This window comes from Enterococcus sp. E4-223 (assembly GCF_035727065.1).
Classification (GTDB): Bacteria; Bacillota; Bacilli; order Lactobacillales; family Enterococcaceae; genus Enterococcus_B; species Enterococcus_B faecium.
In genome coordinates, this window is record NZ_JAPMLH010000004.1 from 91,835 (window position 1) to 105,766 (window position 13,932).

Sequence of the window (13,932 nt, forward strand, 5' to 3'; positions counted from 1 at the left end):
GCGAATCTATCTATGATATTAGATCACGCAGCTTTCACATTGATTGCTTCCGATTTCTTCTGCATCATCAGTAAAGGTACGTACGTAATAAATGGATTTGATTCCTTTATGGAAAGCGTAATGTCTTAAAATATTCAAATCACGTGTCGTTTGCTTCGTTGTTGTCTTCCATTCATAAATGCCTTCTGGGATTTCAGAACGCATGAATAAAGTCAAACTCATGCCTTGATCGACGTGTTGTTGTGCCGTTGCATAAACATCGATTACTTTACGCATGTCCATATCATAAGCAGAAGTGTAATACGGAATCGTCTCATTGGATAGATAAGGCGCTGGGTAATAAATTTTACCGATTTTCTTCTCTTGGCGTTCTTCGATCATGCGAGTGATAGGATGAATACTTGCGCTCGTATCGTTGATATATGAAATTGAGCCATTTGGTGCTACTGCCAAGCGATTTTGATGATACAGTCCATCTTTCATTACTGCTTGTTTCAAAGCATTCCAATCTTCAGCAGTTGGGATAAAAATGCCTTCAAACAATGCTTTGACTTTTTCTGATTTTGGCTGGAATTCTCCAGTTACGTATTTTTCGAAATAAGTGCCGTCAGCATAAGCTGATTTTTCAAAATTATGGAAAACTTGTTTTCTTTCACGAGCGATATTGTTGCTTTCAACAAGTGTCCAATAATTCAACAGCATGAAGTAAATATTTGTAAAGTCTAATGAATCCTCTGAGCCATATTCCATTTGTTCTTTTGCAAGATAAGTGTGTAAGCCCATGGCACCTAATCCAATCGTATGATTCAGCTTATTTCCGTTTTGGATCGGTGGTACGACATCGATATCAGATGCATCTGTAATAAATGTCAATGCACGAGTCATCGTACGCACAGATTGACCAAAGTTAGGGCTTTGCATCAAATTCACGATATTTGTCGAGCCTAAGTTACATGAGATATCTGTTCCTAATACTTCATATTCCTGTTTGCCGTTAATCACAGAAGGCGTTTGAACTTGTAAAATCTCTGAACATAAATTACTCATGATGATCTTGCCATCGATTGGATTCTCGCGGTTCGCTGTATCAATATTGATTACGTAAGGATAGCCAGATTCTTGTTGTAATTTTGAGATTTCATTTTCAAGATCACGCGCTTTGATTTTTTGTTTGCGAATGTTTGGATTTGCAACTAGATGATCATACTCAGCTGTAATATCTACATAAGAGAATGGGACACCATATTCTTTTTCGACACTATATGGACTAAATAAATACATATCTTCGTTTTTACGTGTCAATTCATAAAATTTATCAGGTACGATCACGCCAAGAGAAAGAGTTTTTACGCGAATCTTTTCATCTGCATTTTCTTTTTTTGCTGAAAGGAAAGCAATAATGTCTGGATGGAAAACGTTCAAATAAACCACGCCAGCTCCTTGACGCTGACCTAATTGATTAGAATAGCTGAAACTATCTTCGAATAATTTCATGACTGGAACGACACCACTTGCAGCACCCTCATATCCTTTGATAGGAGCGCCGGCTTCACGAAGATTTGATAAAGTAATCCCTACGCCGCCACCAATACGGGACAATTGCAAAGCAGAGTTGATTGAGCGCCCGATAGAGTTCATATCGTCAGTGACTTGAGTCAAGAAACAAGACACCAATTCGCCCCGACGTTTACGTCCAGCATTCAAGAAAGAAGGTGTAGCTGGCTGATATCGTTGATGGATCATTTCGTCTGCAAGAGCAAGTGCTAATTCTTCATCCCCGTTCGCAAAGTAAAGCGCATTGAAGGCTACTCGATCTTCATAAGTTTCCAGATAAGCGGAACCGTCGTTGGTTTTCAACGCATATTGAGAATAAAATTTGTAAGCAGCCATAAAAGATTTGAAAGAAAAATGTTGCTCGTCCAAAAATTGATATAGCTTTTCAATAAATGATGGTGAATACAATTGAATGAATTCTGCTTCTATATATTCTTGATCGATCAAGTAATTGATTTTTTCCATAATAGATGGAAAAGTCATCGTATTTGGTTTGACATTTTCCTCAAAAAAGGCAACTAAAGCTTCTTTATCCTTATTCAAAGGGATTTGACCATTGACTGGCCGATTGATTTCATTATTCAGCTTGAAATAACTGACATCTTGTAAATTTTTAAGACTCATACGTACGCCCAACCTTCATTTCGTATTTGATGATGCTTGATTGCAAATCATTGCATTGTTTTTAAGCTTTAAAAAAGGATTTGGAAGTTTGCGACAAAAACTGGTGCTGTCTCAAGCCCTTCAAATCCATGTATCACGTTTTGATTCTTTTAGTCATGTTAGCTGGCAAGTTTACGCAACTGATCAGGACGGAATCCGATAACTGTTTCTGCATCAGAAGTAATGACAGGAACACTTTGGAATCCTTGTGCTTTCAACCAGTCTACTGCTTCAGGCTGTTCATCGATATTGACTTCTTCAAAAGCAATTTGATTTTCTGTTAAAAACCGTTTGACCATCTTACATTGCATACAATTATTTTTAGAAAAGATTTTTACGTTCATGGTGAGTGCCTCCTCTAACACATTCTTATTATCTATAATAGATAGTATAAAACTCTTAGTAAAAAAGTCAAACAACAAACACTACATATTGTGTTGTGGAAACTGTGGAATACTAAGTTTTGTGTTTTTGAAAAAAGAGCTGAAAACAAGTATCGTGTGGGAAAATAGCAAATTTAATAGAGAAAAAATTGTGGAAAACTATGAAGAAATATTTTTTTCTCATTTTTATCTATCAATACTAAAGATTCGCTCATAATATCACAAGTATAATTGACATTCTCAATTACCGAGAGTATTCTATGTGAGAATGATTCTCATTTATTTGCGTAACACGTAAGAAAATTAGAACATAAAATGAATGATTTTAATACATGATTTATTTCACAAGAGAGGAATCAATATGCAGACCTTAGCGCAGGCAAAGCAAAATTTCGTTTATCAAGTCGAACGAATCGAAACAGAAGAAAAAACAAAACGCCATTTGCAAAATATCGGGATCGTTGCCGGAAGTAAAATCGTCGTCGTCAATTTATCAGGCAACAATGCCATTTTACTGGTAAAAAGTCATCGAGTGGCAGTAAGTCGGGAAATACTAGGTCAAATCTTTGTCAATAAAAAGACTGCTTCCTCTGAAAGCTGGACTTCTCTTGATCAATTAAAAGCAGGAGAGACTGGGATCGTCGTAGCAATCCACGGACAAGGCGCAGTGAAGCGACGGTTAATGGATATGGGATTGACGCGAAATGTAAAAATAGTTATCCGAAAACTAGCTCCTCTGGGAGATCCAATCGAACTGACAGTGCGAGGGTATGAACTGACGTTACGAAAGTCAGAGGCCGAACTAATCTTGATACAAAGGGAGGAAAAAGAATGAATATCGCGTTAGTCGGAAATCCAAACAGCGGGAAAACTAGCTTGTTCAATCTCTTGACTGGTTCGAATCAATATGTAGGGAATTGGCCGGGCGTAACAGTAGAAAAAAAAGAAGGATCGTTGAAAAAAAATCCGAACATTCATATTCAGGACCTACCCGGCATCTATTCTTTGTCTCCTTATACACCAGAAGAAGTGATTGCAAGAGATTATTTGGTTCAGGAACAGCCTGAACTGATCATCAACATTATTGATGCTACCAATTTAGAACGGAATCTTTATTTAACTACGCAGTTATTGGATTTAGACATTCCTATGATCATTGGTCTGAATATGATGGATGTCATCAAAAAAGAAGGAAAAAAAATCAATCTAGAAAAGCTTTCCTATGGTCTTGGTGTACCAGTTTTACCAATCAGCGTATTGAAAAAGCAAGGAATCGAAAAACTAATCGAAAAGATTCAGGAGTCTGCAAAAAAGCGGCCTTCTATTCCTGTTCCCTGTACATATGATCCACGTTTAGAAGCAGCTTTACATGAAATTGAAGATGTACTAGGAGAACAAAGCGGCAAGAAACGCTGGTATGCAATGAAATATTTTGAACGAGATCAGAAGGTAAGAGAGGATTACGAGATAACAGTTTCTCAGCAAAAAGAGATCGAGCAACTGATCCAGTTAACAGAGAAACTATTGGACGACGATAGTGAGACGATTCTGGTCAATGAACGTTATGAATTTATTACCCAACTATGTACACTCTGTGTTGTGTCAAATGATTCTTTCCAATTATCGATGAGTGACAAAATCGATCAGATTGCAACGAATCGTTGGTTAGCCTTGCCGATCTTCGCATTTGTGATGTGGCTAATCTATTATCTGGCTATTCAAACAGTAGGAACAATGGGGACAGATTGGATCAATGACACATTGTTTGGTACATGGTTACCAGAACATGTTGGCAGATTGTTAGCTGAATGGCAAGTAGCGGGATGGATGCAGGAGCTGATCTTGAACGGCATCATCGCAGGCGTGGGAGCAGTGTTAGGATTTCTACCGCAATTGATCATATTGTTTTTATGCTTGAGCTTTCTGGAAGACTGCGGATATATGGCGAGGATCGCTTTTGTCATGGATCGACTTTTCAGGAAATTCGGTCTTTCAGGAAAATCCTTCATTCCTATGCTGATTGCTACAGGATGTGGAGTGCCAGGCGTCATGGCCAGTCGCACGATTGAAAACGAGCAAGATCGTCGTTTGACGATCATGGTCACAACCTTCATGCCTTGTTCTGCAAAGTTGCCGATTATTGCCTTAGTAGCAGGGGCCTTTTTTCCTCATCAATCTTGGGTAGCTCCTTCTGCCTATTTTCTTGGTATGACTGCAATTATTTTCTCTGGAATCAGCTTGAAAAAAACACGTTTGTTTGCTGGAGATACAGCTCCTTTTATCATGGAATTGCCCGCATATCATTTTCCTCAATGGTCAGCGGTCCTAAGACAAACCTATGACCGCAGCAAGTCTTTTGTTAAAAAAGCAGGAACGATTATCTTTGTTTCTAGTATCGTGATCTGGTTCAGCTCTTCTTATAATTTTTATGCTCAACCTGTTTCTGAAGACCAAAGTATCTTAGCCTTTTTCGGGCGAATCCTGGCAGTTGTTTTTCAGCCGCTTGGTTGGGGAAACTGGCAAGGAACAGTCGCAGCGATTACAGGATTGGTCGCTAAAGAAAATATTATTGGCACATTTGGTATTTTGTTTGGTCATGCGGAAGTATCCGAAAATGGCAGAGAAATCTGGCAAGTGCTACAACACACATATACTCCCGCAGCAGCTTATTCATTGTTAGCCTTCAATTTACTTTGTGCGCCTTGTTTTGCGGCAATTGGGGCTATCCATCGGGAAATGAATGCCAAGAAATGGACTTGGATCGCCATAGGGTATCAATGCGGTTTAGCTTATTTAGTTAGTTTTGTGATTTATCAGTTGGGACACTTATTGGAGGGTGGACAGGTAGCGTTAGGGACGTATCTTGCTATTTTACTGATGATAGGACTCGTTTATGTTTTGTTCCGTCAGCCAAAATCCAAGAACCAGTTTTATACTATATTGTCATTAGAAGGAGAGGAATAGGATGGCGACATTCTTATTAAGTGTGTTAATCTTTGGAAGTGCAGGCGCCATTGTCTATACTCGTTTAAAATCCGGTAAGAATTGTGATGACTGTCAAACAGCTTGCCCAGTAAAAAAGGAACAGATCAAGCGATGATCAGTCGTTGCAAGAGGCTATTCTCCCCTTTTTTGCTTATTTTGCTAGAGCATAGTAAGATGAGGGAAAGTAAAAAAAGAAAGAGGAAAGAAAATGTCTGGAAAGAAAAAAATCGTCCGCCCGCGCTACCAGCAGATTGCTGTTGATTTAGCCGAACGTATCGTTGAAAACCGATATAAAGTGGGTGAGAAGATCCATGCCCGCTCAACACTTGCCAGTACGTACAATGCTTCTCCTGAGACTACCCGCAAGGCTATCAATGTGCTGGTAGATCTTGGAATCATGGAAGTACGGCATGGAAGTGGGGCATTTGTTGCTTCGAAGGAAAAAGCAAAAGATTTCCTATTGCAATATCAAGATGTACAATCCATCCAAGATACAAAAGCAGAAATCATGGCAAGTGTGGAGAAGCAACAAGATGAGCTGAACCATTTTTCTCAATTATTGGATCAGCTGGTCAATCAAACGAAGCGAATACATAAGATGAATCCTTTACTTCCGTTTGAATTATCTTTATCAGAAAAAGCAATGCATCTGGACCGTTCGATTAGCGAGTTGAATATCTGGCAGGCGACTGGCGCCACAGTTATCGCAATTTCTCATAATGAAGAACTGCTTGTTTCACCTGGCCCCTATGCTAAATTTACGGCAGGGGACATCGTTCATTTTATTGGAAATGAATATACGCTACAGCGTATGACAAACTTTTTTTACCCGGAGCATCAGCTTGCAGAATGATTGTGTGAAATATTAAAAAAATATTAACTTGGCTAAACCTTTTATTTACAAAGATTTAGCCAAGTTTTTTTCAGTTTGGACAAGCAAATTTCTTTCATTTTTGACAAAGTGACTACATGATGTTAACATAGTGTGGTCACTTTTTTCAGAAAGAAAAATGAATTTACATAAAAAAGGAGAATTTGTTTGGTAAAAGTAGAAGTAAAACATTTAACAAAGATATTTGGTAAAAAGACACAAGCCGCTTTAGATATGATGAATGATCACCAGCCGAAAACGGAGATTTTAAAGAAAACCGGTGCAACGGTTGGTGTGTATGACGTGAATTTTGACGTAAAAGAAGGAGAAATCTTCGTGATCATGGGGCTTTCCGGGAGTGGGAAATCCACATTGATCCGTCTATTGAATCGTCTGATTGAGCCAACTTCGGGCAGTATCTATATTGATGGAGAAGATGTATCGAAGTTAAGCAAAGAAGAATTGCGAGAAGTCCGTCGTCATAAAATCAATATGGTTTTCCAAAACTTCGGTCTGTTTCCACATCGAACGATCTTGGAAAATACAGAATACGGGTTAGAAGTCCGTGGTGTACCTAAAGAAGAACGACAAGAAAAAGCAGAAAAAGCATTAGAAAATTCTAGTTTGCTTTCATTTAAAGACCAATATCCTAGTCAGTTATCTGGTGGGATGCAACAACGGGTTGGCCTAGCCAGAGCTTTAGCAAATGATCCTGAGATCTTGCTGATGGACGAAGCGTTCTCGGCTCTTGATCCGCTGATCCGGCGAGAAATGCAAGACGAATTACTGGACCTGCAAGCCAATGTTCAAAAAACGATTATTTTCATTACCCATGATTTGAATGAAGCTTTACGGATTGGGGACAGAATCGCCTTGATGAAAGACGGCGAAATCATGCAGATCGGAACAGGTGAAGAAATATTGACCAATCCAGCAAATGATTATGTACGTGAATTTGTGGAAGAAGTCGATCGTTCCAAAGTGCTTACGGCTCAAAACATCATGGTACCTGCATTGACGACGAATATCGAATCTGATGGACCAAACGTTGCATTGACAAGGATGCGTAATGAAGAAGTCAGCATGCTGATGGCTGTTGACAGAAAGAGACACCTGAAAGGGATCATCACTGCAGATCAAGCGTTAGAAGCTAGGAAGCAAAAACGTCCATTGATCGACTTCCTAGATGAAAATGTGACGGTGATTGGGAAAGACATGGTGGTAAGTGATATTTTCAATATTATTTATGACTCACCGACTCCACTTGCAGTTGTAGAGGATGGAAAATTAAAAGGTGTCGTCATCCGAGGTAGTGTGATTGAAGCATTAGCAGAAACAAGCGAGGTGAGTGAACATGAATAATCTATTGAACTATCAATTACCAGTGGCAAACTGGGTAGAAAATATCACAGAATGGTTTACGACAACTTTTTCTGGCCTATTTTCATTTTTACAAACGATCGGACAGGCAGTGATGTCGGGGATTACAAATTTACTGTTAGTGATTCCAGCTCCTTTGTTTATCTTGTTATTGACGGTAGCAGCTTTCTTTATTTCTAAGAAACGTCCAGGACTTACGTTGTTCACATTAATCGGTCTATGGTTTATTTATAACCAAGGTCTATGGAATGATTTGATGAATACTGTCACACTTGTTCTTTTATCTAGTGTGATCTCGATCATCATTGGGGTACCATTAGGGATCTTGATGGCAAAAAGCAGTAAAGCCCAAAGTATTATCAAACCGATCCTTGACTTTATGCAGACAATGCCAGGATTCGTTTATTTGATTCCAGCAGTTGCATTTTTCGGTATCGGGATGGTTCCAGGGGTATTTGCCTCAGTCATCTTTGCTCTGCCACCAACCGTTCGTTTTACGAATTTAGGGATTCGACAAGTTCCTAAAGAATTAGTAGAAGCTTCTGATTCATTCGGGAGCACAAGTCGTCAAAAACTATTCAAACTAGAATTGCCTTTAGCTAAAAGTACGATCATGGCAGGGATCAATCAAACAACAATGCTGTCACTTTCAATGGTCGTTATTGCCTCTATGATCGGTGCACCCGGCTTAGGACGCGGCGTATTATCAGCATTGCAAAGAGCACAAGTCGGGAATGGATTTGTCAACGGGGTTGCATTAGTTATCTTAGCAATCATCATTGACCGTTTTACACAGCATTTGAACCAGCCAAACAATAAAAAAGCTGCAGGAGCAACAACACAGAAAAGTAAAAAACGTCAAGGACTGATCATTGGTGCTGTAGTAGTAGTGATCTTAGGTGCGATTGGTATAGGGAGTTTTTCATCTGTCAAAGAAACAAAACGTATCAACTTATCTTATGTTGAATGGGATACAGAAGTTGCTTCAACAAATGTAGTCGGTGAAGTATTGAAACAAATGGGCTATGATGTAACGATGACGCCATTAGATAATTCAATCATGTGGAAATCTGTTTCAAATGGCGAGTCAGATGCCATGGTTTCAGCTTGGCTACCTAAAACTCATGGTTCACAATATGCACAATACAAAGATCAAGTCGAAGACCTAGGTGCCAATTTGACAGGAGCAAAAGTTGGTTTAGCAGTGCCAGCCTACATGGATGTAAATTCGATCGATGAGTTAACCGATCAGGCAGGTAAGAAAATCATAGGAATCGAGCCAGGAGCTGGTGTAGTTACGGCTGCTGAAAACACGATCCAAAAATATGACAACTTGAAAGACTGGAAAGTAGAGACATCTTCTTCAGGAGCAATGACCGTTGCACTAGGTCAAGCGATCAAAAAACACGAACCAATTGTAGTTACAGGATGGACACCTCATTGGATGTTTGCCAAATATGATCTGAAATACTTAGAAGATCCTGAAAACGGAATGGGAAGCGAAGAGCAGATCCATACGATGGTTCGAAAAGGATTGAAAGAAGACCAGCCAGAAGCTTACAAAGTATTAGACAATTTCCATTGGTCAGAAAAAGATATGGAAAAAGTTATGTTGGAAATCAACAATGGAAAAGATCCACAGCAAGCAGCAAAAGACTGGATCAAAGAGAACCAAGAATTAGTCGAAAGCTGGAAAAAATAAAAAGACAGACACGAAATAAATGGAGCTTCCAAAATTGGATCAAATATCCAAATTTGGAAGCTCCATGTTCGTCTCTATCTTTTTTGTCTATAAAAAAAGAGAATGCGTAGCTCATCTTCGAAACGTCCAAAGACGCCGACAAACTATTATGAATTTATGGGTGCGAGTCAAAGAGATCGATCGTAGGTATGAAAGACTAATGTGATTAAAGTTTATTATGTACGAAGTGCATTCTCAAAAAATATTAAAGAATATACATAGTTTATATACTTAAAAGTGATTAAATTCTTATTCAGGAATTATTTTGCTACGTTTCAAGAAGGAATTGTTTTTTGAAATTTAATGAATGTTAGAATAATAGTCTAAAAACATTAATTTAGGGGTGATTAGATTATGAAACATTTAAAAATTTTGTCTATTAAAGAGACACAACTTATCTATGGGGGTACCACTCATAGTGGAAAATATTATGGAAATGGAGTGTATTGCACTAAAAATAAATGTACGGTCGATTGGGCCAAGGCAACTACTTGTATTGCAGGAATGTCTATAGGTGGTTTTTTAGGTGGAGCAATTCCAGGGAAGTGCTAAAATGAAAAAAAATGCTAAGCAAATTGTTCATGAATTATATAATGATATATCTATAAGTAAAGATCCTAAATATTCTGATATTCTTGAGGTTTTACAAAAGGTATATTTAAAATTAGAAAAACAAAAATATGAATTAGATCCCAGTCCTTTAATAAATAGATTGGTGAATTATCTATATTTTACTGCTTATACTAATAAAATAAGATTCACTGAATATCAAGAGGAATTAATAAGAAATTTGAGTGAAATTGGAAGAACTGCTGGAATAAATGGTTTATATCGAGCAGATTATGGAGATAAATCTCAATTTTAATGATACTTATAATATTAAATATGTCTCAAAATTTTTTGATTAGAAAAATAGGTATATTGAATCAGTGCCATAAAAGTATTTATAGTTTGTAGGGGGAATCGTAATGGAAGAAAAAAATAGACTAAATGCTAAACAATGTTCAGATCAAGAGCTTAAAAAATTAAAGGAGGTGCTGGAACAAAACCTCAAGGAAAACCGGCATCAAATTTAGTGGAATGTGTTTTTTCATTATTTAAAAAGTGTAACTAAAATTTTTTTTATGATATCCTAAAATCAGGAGGGGATCTCTTGATTACTATCGATACAAAAGCTTATCTATTAAGAATGTTCGTGGGAAACTTTTTCTTTTTTCTCTTATTTTATATGACTAATACTGATCTTAACAAAAGAAAATATTTTTTTGTATGTTTATTGATACCACTCACTTTTTTTGTTGAATTATTTACTGATGTTTCCGCAGCTATACCTATAATCGGAAGTTATTTTATATTAAAGGAAAAGAAGAAAACTAATATAGTGCTTTTAAATAAATTACTATTATGTATGCTTATTGATGATTTCAGATCTATTATTACTTCCATGGTTATGACGTATATGTTTTCATTTGAAGGGATAAAAGGGTATGGTTATGTAGTATTCCAGATAATGCTTGATTCTTTGTTCTTACTGATGTTTATTTGGTTATATAGAAAATTAGCTATAAATAGGATTGTTGAACAGTCCAGTTCTAAACTTACTGCTATATTCATGATTTATTTACTTACAATTGGTTTATTTGTTTCTTATGTTGCTCATCAATATCAAGTATTTGATCATTTTGTGTTTGGTGTCTTAATATTTTTAATCATTCAAATGTTTGTTGTTCTATTTTTATTTATTAGAATAACTATTAGGCAACGAGAACAATATGAACAGCAATTGAAAAGAAAGGAATTGGTTTATCTAAAAAAATATACTGATTCACTGGAAAAAGATCAAGAAAAATTTGCCAGATTTAGACATGACTATAAAAATTTATTGCTGAGTTTAAAAGAAATCGCTAATCAAAACCATGATTCGATATTGGAAAAAGAAATAAAAGAATTAGAGATCTATTCTAATTCTTATCTAACCAATAAGTTTGAATATCGTTATTTAAAAAATATAAAAAATGAATATTTGAAAAGTTTGTTGATAGCGAAGCTATACCAAGCAAATAACAATAAGATTTGTTGTAAATTCGAATGTCCAAGTACTATTATTGAAGTTCCTGTTCCGATATTTGACTGTATTAGGGTGCTTGGAATTATTCTCGATAATGCAATTGAAGCATCTATAGAGAGTCAAGATAGAGAACTGTCTCTAGCTATTTACCGAGATGATAAATAGATAGAAATTTCGATATCGAATAGTTGTAGAGAGATACTACTCTCTATAGATACTCTAATGAAAAAAGGAATAACAACAAAAAAGGGACATCAAGGGTTAGGTTTATCTAGTATAGAGGAAATCAATAAAAAGAATCCCAATATGTTTGTGAACTATCAAAACGATCCGTATCAATTTACTACTCAAGTTATTTTGTTGTTTTGAGGGAAGGAGGATTTATGAGTTATCCAATAATATTATGTGAAGATCAAATTATACAATTAAGTCAGTTAGAACGAATTATTGATAACTTCATTCTTTTTCACGATGAAGTATTTAAGATAGCATTGAAAACACAAAGTCCGTTAGAAGTTAAAAAATACCTCAAACAATTCCGACCAAAGCAAGGAATATATTTCTTAGATATTGATTTAAATCATGAAGTTAACGGTATAGAATTAGCAGAAGTAATCAGAAAATATGATGTTCAAGCAAAAATCATTTTTACAACTACTCATGATGAGATGTTACCCGTAACAATAAAAAGAAGAGTTGAAACGTTAGGATTTGTAACAAAAGATCAAACACTAGATGAGTATCGAAACGAGATTGTTGAGTTATTGTTATTAGCGCAAGAAAGGATAGATGCAACAAAACAGGTTACGAATCAAGCATTTGTTTTTTCCATAGGTTCTCAAACATTTACTTTTGATATAAATGACATTTATTTTGTAGAAGCTTCAAAATTACCACATAGATTATCATTGTGTACTAAAGATGGGCAGTACGAATTTTATGGAAGAATTAGTGAGCTTGAAAAGAAATATCCTATGTTAACAAGAATTAGTCGAGCGTGTTTAGTAAATATCTTTAACGTTAAAGAAATAGATTTTAAAAAACGTTCACTATATTTTGATTCAGAGTTGGCCAGAAACTTTACTTTAGGGAAAGCACAAAAAATTAAGGAGAAGTTGAAAGAAAGCACTGTTTAGTGGTTTTTTCTTTAGGGAGATTGCATTTTTCTAATAAAATAGATTCCTTCACTAGTGCAAATTTTTCTGAATCCTATTAAAGTTGTACCAATTTTTATAGCTGTTATTAGTTACGTGCATAACAGCAATATTAGTTACTGGAGGAATATTTCTATGGTCTGGGACCAAAAAAGGGCCAAATGAATAGTTCTTTTCTTGTTTTTATTAAGTACCATAAAGGGGAATTAAAATTAAATGTATGGTGGAAGATGCGAAAGATTTGGCAAATTCTACTAATTTTTAGAAAGTGTTTTTCATTTTTTAGTTAAAAAATTTATCCTGTCAAGTGCAATCCTATGATTGTACTTGATAGGATTTGAGATAATTACTTTCCTGTTTTTATAAATTTAACTTGCAGGAACAGGCTTTAATGCACATCCGACAAGTACATTACCAATACCTCCTGTAACGGCCGAAATAGGTCCTCCTGCAGCACCAACTACAGCGCCGCCAAGTCCTTTTGTAAAAATATCTCTACCATTACATTTCCAAAGAATTTTTATCTGACTTTAATAAAAGATAAAAATTTAATATAATTATAAAAACTAGCACAAGAAGCTTTAGTAAAAAGTTCTGTCCATTCCAAACTTTTGAAAAGATAAAGAACATACCTATGTTCGTAATCGACACAAACCAATCTTGAGGTTTGATATTTTTTAATTGTTTACGCACCGGTCCACATGCCGAATCCAGCACCTAATAACCCTCCAACAACACCGCAAGCTGGTCCACAAATTGCTGTTCCTAAACCTGCACCACCTACTGCCCCTGTGGTAAGTCCACCTACAACTTGCCCCAATTTTCCCCAAGCATTATTGCCTCCACCAACAGTTTGTGCATTTCCACAATACTTAGTTCCTTTACATTTTGCATGTTTAAACACGCTTCTTTAAATAATATTTTTTACGGTGCTACTGTAACATATGTATTTGATTAACAGTAAAAATCTTCCTGAAACTTATCAAGTTTATTCTTGAATAGTAAAATTTCCAAAATAAATTTGATTCAGGAATGAAAAAGTTAGTGTTCAAGAACTGTTTTCAAAGTTTTTGTGGAATTATGAGACAATATTTTCACTGTATTAAAGCTATATTGAGAATTTTTCTATAAAA

The 13,932-nt window shown here is 36.1% G+C and carries 14 protein-coding genes and 1 pseudogene; 12 read left to right on the forward strand and 3 right to left on the reverse strand.

The genetic code is table 11. From position 1 onward, the window contains the following. Positions 1-18: 18 nt before the first annotated feature. Positions 19-2,178: a class 1b ribonucleoside-diphosphate reductase subunit alpha gene (gene nrdE / locus OS139_RS06975; RefSeq protein WP_002319007.1), complete on the reverse strand. Its 2,160-nt coding sequence runs from the start codon at positions 2,176-2,178 to the stop codon at positions 19-21. Between the two features lie 158 nt (positions 2,179-2,336). Continuing rightward, positions 2,337-2,561 (reverse strand): glutaredoxin-like protein NrdH, encoded by a 225-nt coding sequence (gene nrdH, locus OS139_RS06980; RefSeq protein ID WP_002287795.1) that lies wholly within the window; start codon positions 2,559-2,561, stop codon positions 2,337-2,339. Between the two features lie 400 nt (positions 2,562-2,961). Between nrdH and OS139_RS06985 the strand changes: the two genes are divergently transcribed. From OS139_RS06985 to OS139_RS07040, 12 genes and pseudogenes are all read left to right on the forward strand, one after another. Then, positions 2,962-3,435 carry a FeoA family protein gene (locus OS139_RS06985; protein WP_002287797.1) on the forward strand — a complete coding sequence of 158 codons (474 nt, stop codon included), beginning with the start codon at positions 2,962-2,964 and terminating at the stop codon, positions 3,433-3,435. Further along, positions 3,432-5,564, forward strand: coding sequence for a ferrous iron transport protein B (gene feoB / locus OS139_RS06990; RefSeq protein WP_002332194.1), 2,133 nt, complete (start codon positions 3,432-3,434; stop codon positions 5,562-5,564). The genes OS139_RS06985 and feoB overlap by 4 nt, the downstream gene beginning before the upstream one ends. 1 nt (position 5,565) lies before the next feature. Beyond that, positions 5,566-5,700 carry a hypothetical protein gene (locus tag OS139_RS06995; RefSeq protein ID WP_002290587.1) on the forward strand — a complete coding sequence of 45 codons (135 nt, stop codon included), beginning with the start codon at positions 5,566-5,568 and terminating at the stop codon, positions 5,698-5,700. Positions 5,701-5,793: 93 nt separating this feature from the next. Then, positions 5,794-6,438 (forward strand): GntR family transcriptional regulator, encoded by a 645-nt coding sequence (locus tag OS139_RS07000; protein ID WP_002287801.1) that lies wholly within the window; start codon positions 5,794-5,796, stop codon positions 6,436-6,438. Positions 6,439-6,624: 186 nt separating this feature from the next. Continuing rightward, a complete protein-coding gene (locus OS139_RS07005) occupies positions 6,625-7,818 on the forward strand; it encodes a quaternary amine ABC transporter ATP-binding protein (RefSeq protein ID WP_002287805.1) in 1,194 nt (397 codons plus the stop codon). Next, positions 7,811-9,538: an ABC transporter permease/substrate binding protein gene (locus OS139_RS07010; protein WP_002332193.1), complete on the forward strand. Its 1,728-nt coding sequence runs from the start codon at positions 7,811-7,813 to the stop codon at positions 9,536-9,538. Before OS139_RS07005 ends, OS139_RS07010 begins: the two co-directional genes overlap by 8 nt. 393 nt (positions 9,539-9,931) lie before the next feature. Next, the gene (locus OS139_RS07015; protein WP_002304799.1) at positions 9,932-10,129 is read left to right on the forward strand and encodes a class II bacteriocin; all 198 of its coding nucleotides are present in this window, start codon (positions 9,932-9,934) and stop codon (positions 10,127-10,129) included. A 1-nt stretch (position 10,130) separates the two neighbouring features. Further along, positions 10,131-10,442 (forward strand): bacteriocin immunity protein, encoded by a 312-nt coding sequence (locus OS139_RS07020; protein ID WP_002287810.1) that lies wholly within the window; start codon positions 10,131-10,133, stop codon positions 10,440-10,442. A gap of 103 nt (positions 10,443-10,545) precedes the next feature. Then, positions 10,546-10,691, forward strand: a pseudogene (locus OS139_RS07025) (EntF family bacteriocin induction factor). Positions 10,692-10,730: 39 nt separating this feature from the next. Continuing rightward, positions 10,731-11,810: a hypothetical protein gene (locus tag OS139_RS07030; RefSeq protein WP_002332191.1), complete on the forward strand. Its 1,080-nt coding sequence runs from the start codon at positions 10,731-10,733 to the stop codon at positions 11,808-11,810. A 12-nt stretch (positions 11,811-11,822) separates the two neighbouring features. Then, positions 11,823-12,014: a GHKL domain-containing protein gene (locus OS139_RS07035; RefSeq protein ID WP_256924862.1), complete on the forward strand. Its 192-nt coding sequence runs from the start codon at positions 11,823-11,825 to the stop codon at positions 12,012-12,014. 14 nt (positions 12,015-12,028) lie between these two features. Next, a complete protein-coding gene (locus OS139_RS07040) occupies positions 12,029-12,781 on the forward strand; it encodes a response regulator transcription factor (protein ID WP_002307136.1) in 753 nt (250 codons plus the stop codon). Between the two features lie 703 nt (positions 12,782-13,484). Here the strand turns inward: OS139_RS07040 and OS139_RS07045 are convergent. Continuing rightward, a complete protein-coding gene (locus OS139_RS07045) occupies positions 13,485-13,703 on the reverse strand; it encodes a hypothetical protein (protein WP_002332190.1) in 219 nt (72 codons plus the stop codon). Positions 13,704-13,932 lie beyond the last annotated feature (229 nt).

What these genes read in the sequence shown, in the direction of transcription:
- nrdE (WP_002319007.1), bottom strand. Translation starts at nt 2,178, where the DNA reads ATGAGTCTTAAAAATTTACAAGATGTCAGTTATTTCAAGCTGAATAAT.
- nrdH (WP_002287795.1), bottom strand. Translation starts at nt 2,561, where the DNA reads ATGAACGTAAAAATCTTTTCTAAAAATAATTGTATGCAATGTAAGATG.
- OS139_RS06985 (WP_002287797.1), top strand. Translation starts at nt 2,962, where the DNA reads ATGCAGACCTTAGCGCAGGCAAAGCAAAATTTCGTTTATCAAGTCGAA.
- feoB (WP_002332194.1), top strand. Translation starts at nt 3,432, where the DNA reads ATGAATATCGCGTTAGTCGGAAATCCAAACAGCGGGAAAACTAGCTTG.
- OS139_RS06995 (WP_002290587.1), top strand. Translation starts at nt 5,566, where the DNA reads ATGGCGACATTCTTATTAAGTGTGTTAATCTTTGGAAGTGCAGGCGCC.
- OS139_RS07000 (WP_002287801.1), top strand. Translation starts at nt 5,794, where the DNA reads ATGTCTGGAAAGAAAAAAATCGTCCGCCCGCGCTACCAGCAGATTGCT.
- OS139_RS07010 (WP_002332193.1), top strand. Translation starts at nt 7,811, where the DNA reads ATGAATAATCTATTGAACTATCAATTACCAGTGGCAAACTGGGTAGAA.
- OS139_RS07015 (WP_002304799.1), top strand. Translation starts at nt 9,932, where the DNA reads ATGAAACATTTAAAAATTTTGTCTATTAAAGAGACACAACTTATCTAT.
- OS139_RS07020 (WP_002287810.1), top strand. Translation starts at nt 10,131, where the DNA reads ATGAAAAAAAATGCTAAGCAAATTGTTCATGAATTATATAATGATATA.
- OS139_RS07040 (WP_002307136.1), top strand. Translation starts at nt 12,029, where the DNA reads ATGAGTTATCCAATAATATTATGTGAAGATCAAATTATACAATTAAGT.